Source organism: Paraburkholderia ginsengisoli NBRC 100965 (genome assembly GCF_000739735.1).
Taxonomy (GTDB): Bacteria; Pseudomonadota; Gammaproteobacteria; order Burkholderiales; family Burkholderiaceae; genus Paraburkholderia; species Paraburkholderia ginsengisoli.
Window position 1 is genome coordinate 1 of record NZ_BBJF01000027.1, and the last position, 17,773, is coordinate 17,773.

The 17,773-nt window shown below is 58.2% G+C and carries 15 protein-coding genes and 3 pseudogenes; 6 read left to right on the forward strand and 12 right to left on the reverse strand.

Annotated features, from left to right (window positions below; genetic code table 11):
• Positions 1 to 274: 274 nt before the first annotated feature.
• Complete coding sequence (locus BGI01S_RS27640) at positions 275 to 2,932, reverse strand: glycosyl hydrolase family 28 protein (RefSeq protein ID WP_042329591.1); 2,658 nt, start codon at positions 2,930 to 2,932, stop codon at positions 275 to 277.
• 982 nt (positions 2,933 to 3,914) lie between these two features.
• Complete coding sequence (locus BGI01S_RS30420) at positions 3,915 to 4,211, reverse strand: hypothetical protein (RefSeq protein ID WP_157004275.1); 297 nt, start codon at positions 4,209 to 4,211, stop codon at positions 3,915 to 3,917.
• Positions 4,212 to 4,366: 155 nt separating this feature from the next.
• Here BGI01S_RS30420 and BGI01S_RS29880 point away from each other — a divergent pair, with 155 nt between their 5' ends.
• Together BGI01S_RS29880 and BGI01S_RS29885 are read left to right on the forward strand one after the other, a co-directional pair.
• On the forward strand, positions 4,367 to 4,783 hold the full coding sequence (locus BGI01S_RS29880; protein ID WP_084585522.1) for a hypothetical protein: 417 nt from the start codon (positions 4,367 to 4,369) through the stop codon (positions 4,781 to 4,783).
• Between the two features lie 33 nt (positions 4,784 to 4,816).
• A complete protein-coding gene (locus tag BGI01S_RS29885) occupies positions 4,817 to 5,116 on the forward strand; it encodes an OmpA family protein (protein ID WP_084585523.1) in 300 nt (99 codons plus the stop codon).
• Here the strand turns inward: BGI01S_RS29885 and BGI01S_RS29890 are convergent.
• The 3 genes from BGI01S_RS29890 to BGI01S_RS31235 form a co-directional block, all read right to left on the reverse strand.
• Positions 5,113 to 5,924, reverse strand: a protein-coding gene (locus BGI01S_RS29890; protein ID WP_157004276.1) for an IS5 family transposase whose coding sequence is annotated in 2 segments (ribosomal slippage) — positions 5,113 to 5,576 and positions 5,576 to 5,924 — 813 coding nt in all. Because the reading frame shifts where the segments join, the coding sequence is not laid out codon by codon here. The two genes, BGI01S_RS29885 and BGI01S_RS29890, sit on opposite strands and share 4 nt — an antisense overlap.
• Positions 5,925 to 6,237: 313 nt before the next feature.
• Positions 6,238 to 7,398 carry a porin gene (locus tag BGI01S_RS27665; RefSeq protein ID WP_042329596.1) on the reverse strand — a complete coding sequence of 387 codons (1,161 nt, stop codon included), beginning with the start codon at positions 7,396 to 7,398 and terminating at the stop codon, positions 6,238 to 6,240.
• A 645-nt stretch (positions 7,399 to 8,043) separates the two neighbouring features.
• The gene (locus BGI01S_RS31235; protein ID WP_232624501.1) at positions 8,044 to 8,448 is read right to left on the reverse strand and encodes a plasmid pRiA4b ORF-3 family protein; all 405 of its coding nucleotides are present in this window, start codon (positions 8,446 to 8,448) and stop codon (positions 8,044 to 8,046) included.
• Here BGI01S_RS31235 and BGI01S_RS30695 point away from each other — a divergent pair.
• A pseudogene (locus BGI01S_RS30695) lies at positions 8,448 to 8,705 on the forward strand (IS5/IS1182 family transposase); the annotation flags it as partial. The gene BGI01S_RS31235 and the pseudogene BGI01S_RS30695 overlap by 1 nt on opposite strands.
• Before the next feature lie 56 nt (positions 8,706 to 8,761).
• Here the strand turns inward: BGI01S_RS30695 and BGI01S_RS27670 are convergent.
• Positions 8,762 to 9,487 (reverse strand): IS6 family transposase, encoded by a 726-nt coding sequence (locus tag BGI01S_RS27670; protein WP_042329597.1) that lies wholly within the window; start codon positions 9,485 to 9,487, stop codon positions 8,762 to 8,764.
• Positions 9,488 to 9,553: 66 nt separating this feature from the next.
• Between BGI01S_RS27670 and BGI01S_RS27675 the strand changes: the two are divergent.
• Positions 9,554 to 9,784 (forward strand): annotated as a pseudogene (locus BGI01S_RS27675) (DDE-type integrase/transposase/recombinase); the annotation flags it as partial.
• A gap of 88 nt (positions 9,785 to 9,872) precedes the next feature.
• Here BGI01S_RS27675 and BGI01S_RS27680 read toward each other — a convergent pair.
• From BGI01S_RS27680 to BGI01S_RS27690, 3 genes are all read right to left on the reverse strand, one after another.
• A complete protein-coding gene (locus BGI01S_RS27680) occupies positions 9,873 to 11,186 on the reverse strand; it encodes an MFS transporter (protein WP_042329598.1) in 1,314 nt (437 codons plus the stop codon).
• Positions 11,187 to 11,352: 166 nt separating this feature from the next.
• Positions 11,353 to 12,561, reverse strand: coding sequence for a M20 aminoacylase family protein (locus BGI01S_RS27685; protein ID WP_042329599.1), 1,209 nt, complete (start codon positions 12,559 to 12,561; stop codon positions 11,353 to 11,355).
• A gap of 99 nt (positions 12,562 to 12,660) precedes the next feature.
• Positions 12,661 to 13,851, reverse strand: a complete 1,191-nt coding sequence (locus BGI01S_RS27690; RefSeq protein WP_042329600.1) for a M20 aminoacylase family protein — start codon at positions 13,849 to 13,851, stop codon at positions 12,661 to 12,663.
• Between the two features lie 112 nt (positions 13,852 to 13,963).
• On the opposite strand from BGI01S_RS27690, the gene BGI01S_RS27695 reads away from it, so the two are divergent.
• Both BGI01S_RS27695 and BGI01S_RS27700 read left to right on the forward strand, forming a co-directional pair.
• Positions 13,964 to 14,893: a LysR family transcriptional regulator gene (locus BGI01S_RS27695; RefSeq protein WP_042329601.1), complete on the forward strand. Its 930-nt coding sequence runs from the start codon at positions 13,964 to 13,966 to the stop codon at positions 14,891 to 14,893.
• Positions 14,894 to 15,334: 441 nt separating this feature from the next.
• Positions 15,335 to 15,748, forward strand: coding sequence for a DUF6232 family protein (locus BGI01S_RS27700; protein WP_157004278.1), 414 nt, complete (start codon positions 15,335 to 15,337; stop codon positions 15,746 to 15,748).
• Positions 15,749 to 15,935: 187 nt separating this feature from the next.
• On the opposite strand, the gene BGI01S_RS27705 is transcribed toward BGI01S_RS27700, so the two are convergent.
• The 3 genes and pseudogenes from BGI01S_RS27705 to BGI01S_RS27715 form a co-directional block, all read right to left on the reverse strand.
• On the reverse strand, positions 15,936 to 16,598 hold the full coding sequence (locus tag BGI01S_RS27705; protein ID WP_255219792.1) for a transposase: 663 nt from the start codon (positions 16,596 to 16,598) through the stop codon (positions 15,936 to 15,938).
• A gap of 18 nt (positions 16,599 to 16,616) precedes the next feature.
• The gene (locus tag BGI01S_RS27710; RefSeq protein ID WP_174447453.1) at positions 16,617 to 17,339 is read right to left on the reverse strand and encodes an IS6 family transposase; all 723 of its coding nucleotides are present in this window, start codon (positions 17,337 to 17,339) and stop codon (positions 16,617 to 16,619) included.
• Positions 17,340 to 17,445: 106 nt separating this feature from the next.
• Positions 17,446 to 17,721 (reverse strand): annotated as a pseudogene (locus tag BGI01S_RS27715) (shikimate dehydrogenase); the annotation flags it as partial.
• Positions 17,722 to 17,773: the final 52 nt, after the last annotated feature.

Consider the following 17,773-nt stretch of genomic DNA (forward strand, 5'->3'; position numbering starts at 1 on the left):
AAGACCTCTGCATATCAGACCGTCTTGTTGCGACAGAACCGGCGACGGCACGGTGCGCCCGAAAGAGGCAATTGAAGGATCAGGCCGAGGTGCCCGCCAGGCTGACACGATTGCGGCACTCCCCCTCAATCCAGCGCATCGGCCTTTTGTTCGACAATGCCGCCTGAGCGCGTATTCACCAACTCGATACAAAAAAAGCCCCGCACTTGCGTGCGGGGCTTTGAGAGACTCGCAGTTTGAAACTACGAGTCCGGTGCTTTCACCACAACTGCCATTACTTCACGTTGGGGAAGGTGGGCCAGGATGCCGGGTTATCGCAAAGCGACAGCTTCGGATTCTGGGAGACGATGGTCGCCGCAGGATTCGTGTCGGTTGCAGATCCAGCATCATCGCTGCCATTGACGGTCAGGTTGAGCGTATTCGTGGGCGCGGTATATTTCCCCGCGCCACTGCTCGTATTCGTCAGGATGCCGCCCGTACCGTGAGCAAATGACTGGCCCAGCAGGCTAACATTTGCGCCCAGGTTCAACGTGGCGTTGGCAGCCTTCGATTGCGAAGAGCCGTCGGTGGAGCCAATGTTCACCACACCCTTGCTCAGGTTCGAAATGCTCAGCGCGACGTCGTTATCCGCGACCACGTTATTCATGCTCAGTTGAATGACGCTTTGCGTATTGGCGAAGCTGGTGTCGGCATGCAGACCGCGGAACGTCAGGCTGCCAGCGCCAGCCTTCCCGGCTGCCTTATTGCTCGGGATGTTCATCATGCGGACATTGCTGACGTTGATGTCATGGAAGCTGGGGGGCTGCCAGCCAAGCCCGGTGTACGAAATCGGATCCGCGGCAGGATCCGTGTAGTACATGTCGAATACTAGGAAACTACCGATTCCACGCATACACGCGCCGTCATAGTAAATGTTGCTGACGTCGCCGCCGCGCGCCTGGCCGCTCTTGATACGCAGGCCGACTACGCCCATGTCCGTTGCAGCGTTGGTGCCGTCGTAGATGCTGTCGAAATAGTTGTCGTAGAAGTGAATGTTACGGACACCCGCATTGGTCGGGCTGCCGATCGACAAGCCATGGCCGTTGTAGTCGTGGTTGTGCGCAACGGTAATGCCGTACGTGCGGTTCGACGAAACGTCACGGTTGCCGTCGATGCCCCACAGCATGTTGGCGGCAGGCGAGCCGTTCTGGGCACCTTTAGCTCCAGCGACGCGCGGATCGGGCAAACCACCCTTGAAGGCAACGTTGTCGTCCGAAGGACTCAGGTAGTTGTACACAATCGCCACGTTCTTAACATAGCCGTCAAAGTAAATCGGGCTGCCCGAGGTCGTCTTGCTGCCCGTGCCGAGGCTCGCGTGCTCCGGTCCGTTTGCAACGCTGGGGTCGATACCATCGGTGTTTTTCACGCCGGTCGAACTGGCACTGATCTGGGCGCCCGTATAGAGGTGCGAATACGAGCCGTTAACCCCATCAAAGCCGTCATTGTTCAAGCCAACGCTGGCCAGGTTAGCTGCGTCGGGCAGCAGAGGCGTAATGATCTTGATACCCCACGCGGTCAGGCCGTCCACGCCGTCGGCTTCGACGGTGAAGAAGGTGCTGTTGCGCAGCGTGATCTGATACAGGGTCAGGTTCTTGGACTGCTGCAGCCAGACCATGCCGGGATTGCCCTGGAAGCTGTACGGGCCACCGCCAATGTCCTTGTTGCCGTGGTACGCGACGTCCCACCAGCTAGCCGGCACCCAACGCGCGCAGCCAGCCGTGCCGCTGGCACATCCAGGACTATTGACCGTCACGCCGCTCGGCACACTGGTCGCCTGCCGGTTGACCACATAGGTGACGGCCGGTGTGGTGAGCGTCGCGGTGCCCATCGCGGTGACCACGTCGCAGGCCGTTCCTTCGGGGGCGAGGGTGCCCGCGCGATAAGCGGCAATCGTGTTCGTGCAGCTGAACTTGGGCGTCACGACGCCGGTGATATTGTTGCCTGAATAGGTGAACTTCTCGGTCGCACCGGTTGCCCAGCGGATCGTCGGATAAAGCGACGACGAGCTGATCAGCGGCATGTAGCCACGTGCGTCGATCGAGCCTGTACCCATGATCGCGGCATTGACCGTGTGGTTGCCGCGTATCAGCGGATAGCAGTTCTGCATGCCGCTAACCCCGGCCAGCGTGGCTTGACCGGCATTGACGGTCCCTGCGGGGGCTGGAAGCCCGGCTGGGTTGTTCACCGCGGCGCCACAGGTGATGGGGTTGGGCCGGTCTTGCGGCGCCTTGTCATACACCACCACGTCGCGGCTGGCGAACAGGGTCACGCCGTCGTCGACCCAGAGCGTGACGCCGGAAGGCAACACCAGGGGCCCGGACAGGAAAGCATTGCCACGGCCGCTGCTGCTTTTGACCAGCCGCACGGCAAAGTGACTGCCCTTGTAAGCCGGGTTCGACAGGGTCTCGCCGGAAGCACCGCCGACATTCACCAGCGGCTGATTGGCCGCCTGTTGTTTCGCAGCCGCCTGTTGATCGGCCTGGGCAATCTGGCTGCCAACCTCGGCGTCCACGGCTGCGCCGCATGCGTCCAGCGCGGCTTGAATTCTTGCCTGGTCCGGATTGTTTAGCTTGGTCGTTGCACCACCATAGGTCGCGGGAGTCGGATCGGCGCTGGCGGGCAGGGAGCCGTCGGCGTTCTTGACCAACGTGTCGCTGGCCTCCAGAACCTTGCAGACCTGGGTATCCAGCGGCAAGGCTGGGGAGTCGGGCAGGTTGGGGTCGGCGGCGTAGCGACCCGGAGTCCAGGTCGTGGGCGTGCCGGTGTTGCCGCCGCCAGTGCCGTTATTGCCGCCAGGAGTGTTACTGCCAAGTCCATTGCCATCGCCGCAAGCGGCCAAGGTCAGGACCGATAGGCCGAGCACTGCTAGCTCTCGGGTTGAACGCATCTTCATAGGAAGTCTCCGGGGAGTGGGGATCTGGGTCGTGCTCAACGCTGCCGCCTTCCGGCATCTGAAGATGCGGAAAACAGTGGGTCGTTCATAGAATTCGACAACTGTTGTCAGATATCTAATAAGATGATTTGAAAGACTTTCGACATTAGGCAGGTCTTGCGAAATTCTTTGCTACGCTGCGGCTTTGACGCCCACAGACGGTCCGGTTGACAGCAAATTTGCGCAGTTCGCCGTGGCAATAACAGTGCTCTTTCCATGTGACATCTCTAGTCTCCTGTCAAGAACTGTTCTTTCGTGCCGAGCAAGCCGCCCAACCGGCCCGGCGACGAACTGTCCCCCGAAAGATAAGGTAAACCTGTAGGTCATATGGATGTACTTCATCGTACAACATAGGCCGTATAATGTTTCACGCAAACCCAGTCTCTCAATTGCAGTAAACCCGATGTAGGCAAGCTGAATATTTAACGATTCTCCCTTCGTGCAACGGGGAGTCGCTGGCTGAATCAGAAGGAATCCGAAGGAATTAATCTTTCACGCCTCATTCATCGAGCATATTGGATACCTTATCGCGAGCGGAGGGCCGTTCCCGTCAGGCTGACTGCACCCGCCCTCGATGTCCGGCATGCTTGCCGATCAAATACGACTTTTGGATAGGACGCGGTAACAGTTTGAATAGGGCGCGGTAACAGTTGACGAATGTCAAAGAGGCGTCCCGATTCCTGGTTCCCTGATCGTGAACGATCCAGGCGGTAACGTCGATGGGCTGAAGCTGGCCGCGCCTGGCCTTTTGCCAAGGCGAGGGTCATCCAACGCCGACAGGCAAATGGCCTGCCAGCCCGAGGCGGCAAAGCGCGGTGCAAGGCGACATTCGGCCGACGCGCAACCTGCGCGAGCGCGTCCCCGCGCCAACCGGTTTTGTCGCGATAAGGCGTGGCGGGAAGAGGCACTAAAGGAGCGGTGGGAGACGTATAACACCATCGCGTCACTGTTTTACAAGATTTCTGCGGCGATTGGCGCAATCGTTGTGTTTACTTACCTGTTCGAAATAGGATTCTTCCCGGCCGGTCTGACTGCCGCGGAAGTTATCTTTTTCGTTTTTGTGGTAATGGGATTCGGCCTCGTCTACCTGGTGCTGCTCGGCTTTGGTGCCGTATCGGCGATATGGCTGGTCAATCTTATCGTCTGGTTTCGGAATAGCCTTCGTTTGAGGCAGCGGCGCGGAAAGGCAAGATGGAGAGCCTGGGGTGTCCCGAAAAAATGGCAGATAAGGTGCGCTCATCGTGTGAGATTCCGGAGCACACGTCTTTCAAGGCGCGGCTTCCATCCCCTTCACCCAGAGCTGAGGGGCGTGGTCTACACGGCCGTGTCAATCTGCTATGTCTGTTTTTAGTCTCGCTTACGCTGACGGCCAGTGCGAGTTCTGTGCAACGATTGATGGGAGGCATTTTCGTTGGTGGGTTCATCGCGCTCATGTTTTCCAATGGAGAGGCGAGGAGGGGCCAAAACCGTCCAGCGAAGAAAGGTTACTGGACTTCTGCATGGTTTCGCCTGCTGCTCGCGGTGGTGCTGCCACTTGTTATGCTGATTACACTTCGTGATGCAATGGATCTCGTTCACGTGGTGTTTCAGCAACTCGGTATCCGGATAATGAATGTTAGCGTTGAAGTTCCGGTCACTGAACTGGAGTCGGTGGAACGAATTTCTGATGCATTGAATCGCCCCCTTCTGGACTGCCATCGCTCGAGCAAAGGAAACGGGCTTCTGATCCATCATGTAAATGTGCTTTGGACCGGCGTCGGCAGTACCACGTACCTTTCGTTCGAAGTAGACAATCCTGTGCGCCCTGGGTAGTTCGGGCCTGATCTGAAACCATTGCAGGAGGCAATGCTCCGACTCGATACCAGCTCTGTACATGTTCTTGAAGCAAGGCCTCCCCTGAATCCGTGCTTTGATCTGCCGAACGATATGCTGTTTGGGACGGCAAAGTACGAACTCACGCCAGAGGCTGACACCACGCTAAAAGCACTTGTTTCGTCGATACAGGCCGATGGTCGGGTTGCGCGGATTGTGGTGCGAGGTCACAGCGATTCGCGTCGTGTCGGCGGTGAGATGGAACGTGAGGTCGGCGATAACCAGCGGCTCTCGAAGCGGCGTGCTGAAGCTGTCGCCGCTAACAAGCGTTAACAAAATGAGTTCTTCAGTTTTCGCCAGCAGATGATGCAGCAGGCGATTTTCATGAAGGCTTGATGGATGAATGCAAGACGTTCGAAGCGGATGCGCAGTCGTCGAAAGTTATGGAGCCATGAAATGGTGCGCTCGACAACCCAGCGTGTTTTGCCCAGTCCGCTACCGTGTGGCTCGCCGCGTCGGGCGATTTCAGTCACGATGCCGGCTGCGTGTAGTGGACGGCGATATTTGTCGTGATCGTAGCCCCGGTCGCCCTGAACAATGCGGGGCTTCGAGAGCGGCCGGCCGCGCTTGCCAGCAATGGGCGGGATGGCGTCAACCAGTGGGTGAAGCTGGGGAACGTCGTTACGGTTGGCGCCCGTGAGGATTACCGCGAGCGGGATGCCCTGCGCTTCAGTGATGAGGTGGTGCTTTGAACCGGGTCGCGCGCGGTCCGTGGGATTCGGTCCCGTTTTTGACCTGCGCCCACCGCGCGGATCGAGGAGGAATCGACGATGACACGGGACCAGTCAATCTGGTCAGCCGCGCGCAGCTTTGCGAGCAGGACTTCATGCAGTCGGTTCCAGACGCCGGCCGCCTGCCAGTCCCGCAGACGGCGCCAGAAACTCATGCCGCTGCCGCAGCCCATCTCGCGCGGCAGCAGGTCCCAGCGCAGGCCCGTCTGCAGGATAAACAGGATGCCCGTGAGCAGCGCACGATCATCGAGCGGTTTGCGCCCTGGATAACGGCTTCGCCTTGGTTTGGGAGGGGGCAGCAACGGTTCGATGAGTGCCCAAAGTTCGTCGTCGAGTATGAGTTTGGCCATGTCCTTTTCGTCGTCGAAACAATGAAAAGGTTAACAGGATTCATCGAGAGTAAACAGCCCCTTTGTTCATTTTGTTAAGGGTTCTTAGCGCGACAGAGCCCAGCCGCAAAACAGTGACCGAGGTAAGGCGATTTTCAATTTCCATTCTTCATCGCACGATCTGATTTGATCGTCTCTGCAATGGGGCAACGCCCTGGCAACCCGTCGTCTGAACCACACCCATTTTGCTTTACAAGTGAAAATGCCGTCCAGCGCTAGCTGAACGGCATTGAACGCAAGGGGTACTTTCGATGCTACGAGGCTGGCAACAATTTTAGAAACGGTGACGCAGGCCCGCTGTCACTGCGACTTGCTTGTTGTTGCTTGAAGCTGCCAGACCATTGATATCGGCGCCGAGGTCCAGACCGCTCTGACTGACATGCTGGTACTCACCTTGCAGATATACGTCAGTTCGCTTGGACAGCGCGTAGGCAGTCTGCAGGTTGAACTGGTTCCACTTCGGATGCGCCCCATTCAGATAGCCAGAGGTGTACGTATACGCACCAGCGACGCTCCATACCGGCGTGAAGTGGTAGCGGCCGTTAACTTCAAAGTTGTTGAAGCGCGCGAAGGTGCCGTCAAGTGCAACCCCAGCATTGGCAACGCCCGATGCGCTGCTCGAAATACCGAGAGCCCGGTTGAGACGAGTCTGTGTAAACACAAACCCTGCCGTTGCCGGGCCAAAGTTGTAGTTCAGGCCCGCTCCCCAAGTGCGTTGACGCTTTGCGACGAACGTATTGTCGCCTGCGACTGCACCACCCAGGTTGCCGACAGTCGTCGCCCCCGGGACGAGTCCAGCGATATCGTTGTTCAGTTGCATGTAGGCTACTGCGGCGCTCAGGCCGCCATAGCTGTACGAAGCGCCTGCACTGTATTGCCGATTGTTCGCGAAACCAGCAGCCTCGTTCGAGAAGCCATACTGTGCACCGAACTTGAAACCGCCATAGTTCGCGCTCTGATACTTGAGCGAATTATTGACGCGGAACGAGTTGTTCAGATTGTCGTTGTCGAACGGGTGGGCGAACTGCGTGCCGCCATATTGGGTGCCAGTCAGAGCGAGTGGGCCCAAATAATCGACGACGCTGTCGTATTGACGGCCCAGGGTTACTGCACCGAACTGGTCGCTTGCCAAGCCGACAAATGCCTGCCGACCGAACATACGACTTTGTTGTCCCAACTGGCCGTTCTGGATGTTGAACCCGTTTTCCAATGTGAAAATAGCCTTCAGCCCGCCGCCAAGGTCTTCAGAACCACGCAGCCCCCAACGGCTACCACTGACGGAACCACTCGTGGCTTGCACATTGCTATGCCCCCCCTGATTGTTCGTGTAGGTAATGCCGGCATCGATCAGGCCGTACAGTGTGACGCTGCTTTGTGCGTGCACGGCGGAAGCGAAACAAGTAGCTACTCCCGCAATGATCATGGTTTTTTTCATGTAACAAACTCCTCTCTACATTTCTGGGGATACAGATCACGTGACCACTGCATAAGCACGAACGGCGGATGCCTCCGGTTCTGCAGGACGCAAAATGTGTTAACTTCACCTGCTTTTGGAGATGGAGAGTATAGGAGAGGGGCCAACTTGATCACTTTCGCGATTAATAGAAATAATATATTTCCATTAATGGAATAATCATTGAATATTTTTTAACATATTGTTTTGATTTGATTTTTTTTGGCGCTTCCAATTGGCTGCGCCTGCTGAACCAGTGCAATTCAAAGGGAAATGTCGTGTGAAAGCGACAGAATTTTCATAGCAGAAGCGATTTATATGTATGTCGTCACACAAGATTATGCATGAAATTTAACTTTATTTAAATAAAATAAGTGATCTTTTTCAGGAGCGTAACCGTCCGACCCTGACCGTATAGACGCCTGATGAAGGCGACGCCATGCTTTCCGGGGGCACAAATGTGACTGTGTCCACAAAGGAATCATGGACACAGTGACTGAATTCACCGAAGTCAAAGGCGCCCGGAAGTATCGCCGGCGTACCGTGGACGAGAAACGCCAGATCGTCGAAGAGACGTTGTCCAGTGGACGTTCGGTGTAAGCGTCATGCAGAGGCCGCGCCGACCAGTCAGAACTCAAATTCCGATAGTCGTTCGTTGACGGCAGCGAGGTCAAACGCATCGGGATCGAAGCTGCCGCCACACCATTCGAGCAGTTGCTCATGGTCTTCATGAGACGGGTCGGTTATAGCTTCTAAGAATTCGATGTACCCGGGTCCACCACCGACGTCTTCGGGCGGACAGGCGTTGCGGCCGGCCAAGCAGATCGGCGAGCGTAAGTCGGAATCAGGCGGCAAGATTTTTTCGACTTTGACGCGATGTTGCCAATTGTCGCCAAAGTCGTAGATAGTCGGCCTTGCAGAAGTTCGTGAGGCCCCGCCTGGGGTGGCGATGCAGTTAGTTGGCGGATAAGAGAACTCCCAGAACGAATATCGATCTGATAAAGATTCTGGGAGTTTCGGAGTGGTCGCCAATGAGCACGCCTGATTTCTTTCGTAGCCGTCTGGACGCGATGGTTGATCTGCGTCACCCGCTGGCCGTGCTGGCAACGAAGATGTCGTGGGCTTCAATCGAAACGACGCTTGCTCCCCTGTTCGAGCGACGCTCACGCGATGGGCGGGTGAGCGAAGCGGTTGACCTGTTTGGCTCGAACTCACTGGAACTTGCCGGTGGCGTCAGTGCGGCTGGACGTCCGCGCCTGCCTATGCGGCTGATGGTGGGTCTGCTGTGGTTTTGTCAACTTGATTGGACTGACCCGAGCGGTCCAGATGAAATATGGATTCCTTATTAAATGGCACCAGATCCTGGATCTGTCCAGCCCTGCCAGGCGAACAAACACGCCGTCAGTTCCGCGCGATGGCAGGCCGCATTCATCCGGTGCCGTGGCAAGGCAAAGTGCTGCCGGATCGGACCAGATCTACACAGGAATGCCTGCGTGCGCTTCGGGTCGCGAAAGCCTCGCATCTGGCGCTCACGTGCGCGCGTAGGCTGATGACTATTCTCCGCCCGGTTGTTCAGCCGCGCAGCGGCTTTCACGAATACATGCTTCACCCCGGCGAGTTCAGGAATTTCCGCCTTCGCCGCCGGATAACTTCGCAACTGGTCAGTCACGATCGTGCGCGGCACGGGTGCCGAACGCAGCACCCGTTTGAAGAAGCGTTTTGCCGCCGCCGTGTCACGGTGCTTCTGTAGCAGCACGTCCAGTTCCGTGCCGTGTTCGTCCACCGCGCGCCACAGCACGTACGGCATACCACGCAGGTTCACGAACAGTTCGTCGAGGTGCCACGTCGAGCCTGGTTTGCCACGTGCGGCCTTTGCGCGATGGGCAAATTGCGCACCAAACCGGTCACACCAGTTACGCACAGACTCGTACGTCACGGTTACGCCGCGCTCCAGCAGCAGCTCCTCAATGTCGCGAAGGCTCAGATTGAAGCGGTGGTACCAGCGCACCGCACAGCTGATAACTGCAGCCGGAAAGCGGAAGCCGTGATAAGTTGATTTGCTCTTCTTCATGCTGCGATTTTATCCCGTTACGGTCGCAACTTGACAGAACCCGATGGCCTGTTGCCTGAGGACACGGAGGTCCGGACCTCGAAGTACCTGAACAACCTGATCGAACAGGATCATCGAACCATCAAGTCCAGAACGAAGGTGATGCTCGGTTTCAAACGATTCAGGAGTGCCGCGACCACGATTTCAGGCATCGAGTTGATGCATCGCATTCGCAAGGGTCAATTTGACGTCTGGGCTCTCGGGCTCAAGGATACCGCTGCATTGTATGTCTGGAATGCGGTCCTGTTTTCTAAATAAGGTATCCTTAATTATTCAAAAGATCTCGGCCCCGCGGGCTATTTGCACCAGCGCCATGTACTCTTATTCATGTCGCGATTTTATCCGGCTACGGCCGCGAGTTGACAAAACCTGTGCTGGGCACGCGCATCGCGAACAGCAAGACAGCACCGATCACCAGCAGTCCGACCATCACATACAGGCCTGCCGCAAGGCTACCGGTCGCGGTCCGCGCCCAGCCGATGATTGTCGGACTCAGAAAGCCGCCGAACAGGCCTATCGTATTGATCAGCGCGATGCCGCCGGCAGCGACGTCGCCTTTCAGGTAGTCGGATGGAATCGCCCAGAACACGGTGTATGCGGCCCACATTCCCATGGTCGCGATGGTGACGCACGTGAGCGAGAGTGCAAGATGCCCGCCCCACGCGGCGGCGGCCGCGAGCGCGAGTGCGCCGACGAGTGTGGGTAACGTGCTATGCAGGCGTCGTTCGCGGTGCCTGTCGGAGCTGCGGCCAAACACGATCATGCCAGCAATCGCCCCCAGATAGGGGATCGTGGAATACAGACCGATATCCACGGTGCTGGTCACTCCGTCGGACTTGAGGATGCTTGGCAACCAGAAGTTGACTGTATAGAGTCCACAGATGATGCAGAAGTACGCGAACGACATACGCCATACACGGACATCGCGCAGCACGTGCCTGAACGAATGGTGCTGCGCACGCTTTGCACCGAGATTCGCGGTCAGCAGGTCTCGCTCGTCGGCGCTGAGCCAGCGTGCTTCATCCGGTCGGTCGACGAGAAATCGCCATGCGACGATACCGAGCACCACGCAAGGCAGCCCTTCGACCAGGAACATCCACTGCCAGCCGGCGAGGCCGAGGGTGCCGTGAAAAGCAGTCATCAGCCACCCGGACAAAGGGCCAGTAACCACACCCGAGAGTGCACCGCCCAGCATCACGGTACCGATGGCGCTCGCCATGCGTGTCTCGCCATACCAGTAAGTCAGGTAGAAGATCACGCCCGGCGTAAAGCCGGCCTCAAATACGCCGAGCAGGAAACGCAACGCGTAGAATGTCGTGGCGTTATGCACGAACATCATCGCAGCGGATGTCAGTCCCCACAGCACGAGAATCCGGCTGATTGTGCGGCGCACGCCGATTTTGGGCAACAGCAGGTTGCTCGGGATCTCGAACAGCACGTAGCCAACGAAGAAGATGCCTGCGCCGAACCCGTAGACTGCATCAGAGAACCCGAGTGCATCGTGCATCTGAAGCTGCGCGAAGCCGACGTTCAGCCGGTCAAGGCTCGCGAACAGGTAGCAGACCGCGAGAAAGGGCAGGAGGCGCCAGTTTAGCCGGCCATAGAGTGTCGCGAGCCGATCGGCGTCGATCGAACCAGGGTAGGGGACAGACACAGGCAAACTCCTTCGAGAAATAGGAGAGGTTGAACAATCCGTTCAGTCAAAATGTGTTGAGCACCTGGCAGGATGCCCCCTGCCTCACCTGAAGACTTCCGCGACTGAAGTTTGAACCCAGGCGCCGCCGGATAGCGATCAACGGCTCCTGCAAGATCGTCATGTCGGCCGCTCAGGCCACGAGGTAGGTCTGCGCCAGTTTCACCCAGCAGGCAGCGCCCAGCGGCAGCACGCGGTCGTTGAAGTCGTACCCGGGGTTGTGCACCATGCAACCGCCGAATTCACCCTGGCCGTTGCCGAGCATCAGATAGCAGCCAGGCACTTCGTTGAGCATCCACGCAAAATCCTCACTGCCAGACAGCCCTTTGGATGCCTGCGTGCTGACGTTGTCCGCTCCGACCAGCGACGTCGCCACCTGCTGCGCAAGCCGCGTTTCATTCGGCGTATTGATCATCGGCGGAGTCAGCTGACGGTAGTCGATGTGTGCCTCCACGCCGAGGCTTTGCGCCTGTAGCGAGACGATCTCGCGAATCCGCGTTTCGACCAATGTCCGCGCTTCCGGGCGAGCCGCGCGTATGTTCAACCCCAGCACCACCTCTTGCGGAATCACATTGTGGGTCGCGCCGCCACGAATGAAGCCGACCGTGACCACCGCTATTTCCCCGGGCGCGACATTGCGCGCGACGACCGTCTGCAATGCGGTCACGATCGCGGCCGCGGCGGCGATCGGGTCGCGCGCGCGATGCGGCGTGGCGCCGTGCGCGCCGACACCCTTCAGCGTGATATCGGCTACATCCGACGACAGGCTCATCGGACCTTCCAGCACACGCAACGTCCCTGCGGCCAGGCCGGGAATGTTGTGCAGCGCGTAGACGGCGTCGCACGGAAAGCGTTCGAAGAGACCATCTTCGATCATGGCGCGGGCACCGCAGAGGTTTTCTTCGTCAGGCTGGAAGATCAGGTTGAGCGTGCCATTGAAGTCGCGGCGCTGTGCCAGCCGTTTCGCCGCGGCGAGCAGAATCGCGGTGTGGCCATCGTGACCACACGCGTGCATCATGCCGTGTTGCTGGCTGGCGTACGGCAAACCGGTGTTTTCGACGATGGGCAATGCGTCCATGTCAGCACGGATACCAAGACGGCGGCCGCCGTCGCCAACTTTGAGTTGGGCCACCACACCGCTGCGGCCGATCCCGGTATGCACTTCGTAGCCCCACTCCTTCAGCAGATCGGCTACGAGCGAGCTGGTTTGACCCACCTCGAAGCCCAGTTCAGGATGAGCATGAATCTGGCGACGGATATCGACGAAAACTCGCGCATCGATGCCGAACTCCTCTACGAGTTCCGGAAGCAGTTCAGGTGTCAGAGTCGGTTCGCGTGTCATGTCTCGATTCGTTTTGTTAGAGATTCAGTGTTCAGTGCGTGCGCGGATGCTGGGTATCGCGGAGCGACCGGGCGCACCGCTGACGACATCAATGCGGCCTTATGGCTTCAAGGCAAGGAATCGCTCAACGAGACGCGTCCAGTAAGCAGCGCCGACCGTGAGGTTGTCGTCGTTGAAATCGTAGGACGCGTTATGCAGCATCGGAGCCCCTTCCCCGTTGCCCAGGCGCAGGAAGCACCCCGGCTTTTCCTGCAGGTAGTAAGCAAAATCCTCGCTACCCGCGATCGGGCCGAATCCGTCGATTACCCGTTCGTCGCCCACGAGCTCACGCGCGACCTGCAGCGCCAGTTCCGTCTCGGACGCGCTATTGACCACCACCGGATAGCCCGGCACATAGTTGATCTCGATGCGCGCGCCGCAGGCCTGCGCATGCGCCTGCGCGAGCGCGCGGATACGCGACTCGAGCAGTTCGCGGACCGTCGCGTCGAACGAGCGCACGCTGATCTGCAGCCGCGCCTTTTCGGGAATCACGTTCGCAGCTTGTCCGGCATTGAACGCCCCGACGGTGACGACCGCGCTCTGCATCGGGTCGACGCTGCGCGAGACGACTGTCTGCAGGGCGGTGACGAGGCCCGCGCCGATCACGACCGGATCGACCGCGAGATGCGGCCGTGCCGCGTGACCGCCGCGACCATGAATGACCAGCTCGACCGTGTCGCAAGCCGCCATGAATGGGCCGCTGCGAGACATGAACGTACCGCTCGGGTAGCCGGGATGGTTGTGCAGACCGAAGATCGCGTCGCACGGAAAGCGCTCGAACAGGCCGTCTTCGATCATGCGTTTGGCACCGCTGTCCGCGCCGATTTCTTCCGCGGGCTGGAACACGAGGTGCACTAGGCCGTCGAAGCGGCGCGTGCGGGCCAGGTGGCGCGCCGCGCCAAGCAGCATCGTCGTGTGTCCGTCGTGGCCGCACGCATGCATCAGGCCCGGCTCGCAACTGGCGTAGGGCAGGCCGGTTTCCTCGTTGATGGGCAGCGCATCCATGTCGGCGCGAACCGCCACAGCCCGCGTACCGGCTCCGGCCTTGAGCGTGGCCACCATGCCCGTGCAGCCCAGGCCCCGTGTGACCGCGTAGCCCCAACTTTCGAGGCTCTGCGCGATGAAGTCGGAGGTCTTGAACTCCTGATAGGCGAGTTCCGGGTGTCGATGCAAATGATGGCGAATCCCGCTCAGTTCGTCGCGGAGATCGTGGGTGTCGTCAAGGGAGCAAAACGGCTCGGTGGCTGCCATGGTCGTAGGGTTGAGGGAAGTCAGGAACGACACCAGTATTTCGCCTTAAAAAATGGCGATCAATGACGTTTGATGGCCGATAATGTTGACTTCAACATCAACGAAAGATGTTATGCCGAGCTCTCCCAAAACGCCGTATAACAGCGCGCTCAGCGCCCGCAGCTTGCGCTATCTGCATGAAATCGAGGTGCATGGTGGCGTGCGTGCAGCGGCAGACGCGCTCTCGATCAACGGCTCGGTCATCAGCCGGCAGGTGGCGAATCTCGAACGCGTGTACGGAGTCGCACTGCTCGAACGGCGCGGCCGGCGCGTGGCGCTTACGGAGATCGGTATGAGCCTCGTCGAGCATTTTCGCGACAGCTCGCGGCGCGACGAGGAGATGCTGGAGCAACTCGAGGACTACCGCGGCCTGCGCCGGGGCCGGCTGGAAATCGGCATTGGCGAAGGGTTCGTCGAGAACCTGCTGGCCACGGTGCTCGAACAGTTCAGCTTGCAGTTCCCGGACATCGTGGTGGAGTTACGCAGTGGTGCGACCGCCGAGATTATCGTGATGGTCCGAAACGACGAGGTCGATATGGGCCTGTGCGCGGGTGGCAGCAGTGACCCGGCGATTCGCGCCCGCGCGTTTCGCGCGGCGCCGCTCTGTGCGCTCGTCAGTCCACAGCATGCGTTGGCGAGCGAACGGAGGATTCGGGTCGAACAACTGGCTGCCCACCGGTTGATCTTCATGCCGGCCCGCTTCGGGGTTCAGAATTATCTCGACTCCCTGAGCCGGGCGGAACGGCTGAATCTCACGCCTACGTATCGGTGTGATCTATTTTCGGCAGCCCAAGCGATCGCGGCCGCGGGTCTCGGCGTCGCGTTCATGTCGACAGATGCGGCGCGACAGTATCTGGATGCCGGAAAACTCGTGGCACTCGAAATCGACCATCCGATCGCCCGTGAATTTGGTAGTCAGGTGATACGCCGTGTGGGGCGGCGCCTGTCACCTGCCGCCGAATTCCTCTGGACCCGACTGATCAAGGTTATGCAACAACGCTGACCTGGATCGGACAAGGGGACGGCTGAGCATAAGCTATTCACTGTGCCACAAATAGTGAAAATTCCCGATATAGGGCAGCGGGCCTGAATTGACCGGGGATATTGCAAAACCATGCAACGGGCATACGACAATAATCGGCACGAACCGTGCCCGACGCTGCGAAAAGACCGGATCGCGCTCGTCTAACGACGCCGGCATCATCTGCAGTACCACCGCCGATACGGAATTGACAATTGCTAAATATCTCCATCGACGGACACAACTATCATGCGAGCAATTCTAGTTACATCTGGTTACAGATTATGGATTCATTTTATAAGTTCTCGCGCATCGCGGACAGCGCGGTCATGGTTATGTCAGTGCTCTTAATGGTTGCTGCCGTGTTGCTGGTGCGATATGCGTAACGCCGGCTCAACGCGTTATCCCCGATTTAGCGCGCCAGTGGATGCCGCACTGCAAAACGCCACTTCAAATGACAATCCTGACGCGCCAGTGTTTTTTAATAATCGAGGCGTAATCGTTACCGGCGCAAAATTCATATTGCCGGGTAATCAAACCTACGCGATGGACGGCATCACTACAGTTTGGATGCACAAAGATATTCCCAGCCAAATAGGTCCGATTCTGTGCATCCTCGGTGGGATTATTACCGGCGCCTTCAGTTCTGCCTTCATCTGGATTGCTGTTGCGCCAATTCTGGTCGGCATTTTTTGGCTGGCCCTCCTCAAACCCAGATTTTCTGTAGTTTTGAATTCCACCTTCGGTGAAACTGAGGCACTAGAGGGTAGAGATGGCCGCTGGATTCAGGACATCGTTTGGGCATTGGACAAGGCGATAGCGGACCGAGGAGGTTGATCACCCTTTCAATACAACCTCATGACGCCAACGCCCGACTGCTTATCTATTGAACGTAGACCGACTTGGGAGTCGACAAGGTGTGGAACGCGACCGCCCCCTGTGCTACAGAATGTCGCCAATTAAGTCGATGTGTTCAAGGCCTGAACTGATCGCGCCAAGCCAGCAAACATAGGCAGGTGTGAGATTACGCGCCTGCGAGCTTCATCGCTCGCAGTGTCTTTGCAAATCCGAGGATCTTCATGACGCGTTTGAGGTTGTACGCCAGCACATGCAAACTCATTTCAGTCGAGACGTTCCCAAGCCTGCGCATCTGGAAGTGGGTTGCGCCCATCCAGTGCTTCAGCGTGCCAAACACGTGTTCGACTGTTCGTCGCCGTATTGTCATCGCGTCAAGCTGACGATCCAGTCTGCGTTGCATTCTGTCGGGTACCGCTTCGTGTCCCATCGGCGAATGCGCCGATACGGCGCCGGCATGCACTGTTTTCGGAGTGGACAGTGTGGGCAGGCACTGCTCCAGTAGGTCCGCAATTTCAGCAGATTGGCACTCTCCAATGAGGTGTAGCGGTATATCGCGCGTTGCCCCGCTGGACAGATACTGGTCGTCTCTGGCGACGTAAATGAAGTCGGCCCGGTCGAAGCGGCCGTCAGCCTTTGCCCCGGAGGTTTGTGATTTGGGCACGAGGGCCGCAATACCCGCGTCGTCGCATGCCTTGATCTCTGGCGCGCTGAAGTATCCACGGTCTGCCAGTGCCTTGATTTTCTTCTTGCCCATCGCGTCGCGCGCTGCTTTGGCCATTGGGCTTAACTGCGTGGTTGTGTCGCGATAAGGTCGAAAAGGCGAAAAAATCTTATATGGTAAGGATTCCTACGTCATCAGAGAATAGAACTGAGCGGCAGCTGTTCGCGCGACACCGCCGTCCGTCATTTGGCCTTTCCTGATCATGTGCATTGTCTCAATGCCTGAGAGGATGATGCGGGCACAGCGAAAATCCTTAAAGCCCATCATGGGCCTGGTTCGGCGTTTGATCGCTCGATGATCCTGCTCGACGATGTTATTCAAATACTTGACCTGCCGGATCTTGATGGGCGTTTTCCGTCCAGCGTTGAGGGCTTGGAGGGCAGCCAGATTGGCCCCGCTTTTATCCATGGTCACGATCTCAGGCGCGCCGCTGCGATCGATGGCCTTCTCGAAGTAGCGCCGCGCGGCAGCCTTGTCTCGATACGCGCGCAACAGGAAATCGACCGTATTTGCGGCCTTGTCCACTGCGCGATACAAGTACTTCCACTGGCCGCGCACCTTGACGTAGGTTTCATCCATCCTCCAGCTCTTACCCACCGCACGCTTGTGCTTGCGAAAGGCTTTCTCGAACAACGGTACGAGCTTGATGACCCACCGATGCACACTCGAACGGTCAACCTCAAAGCCGCGCTCAGCCATCATCTCTTCGAGATTGCGAAGGCTTAGCGAGTAGGCAACGTACCACCGCACACACAGCAGGATCACATCCAAGGGATAGTGCAATCGCTTCAGAACTTTCGCGATCCCTGTCGGTAATATCTTGCGCGGCGTCTTGCCCGTCATGGTCATCGTGCTTGTCTCAAGTCCGGTGGCCGAATTTTACATGATCGCCTTAGCGCGACAGACCCGTATCGACCGCACCGAGGAAGCTCGCTTCGTCGGAAAGCGTCGTTCAGTACTCTGCCGCACTGAACGTGTGCGGTACGGTGATGATCACGCCGTCGACGTTACGCATCGGCATCACGCCCGTGAAGAAGGCGGGGAGATCGGCCGGCGCCACGTGGGCGGGCACGACCAGCGCATCGCGCCCGGCTGCCCGCAACGCGCCGGTGACGCCGGCAGGCGAACGGACCTGCGCGATCGGGTCGCCGACAATGAAATAAACACGCGTCGCACCGCTAAGGCCTTCGTCGAGCGACGGGGAAAACGAAGATGCGTTCTGCTGGCTCATGCTGTTTTCAACCTTCTGTGGAGTCTATTTTGCCCCATACACAAGTTCACGG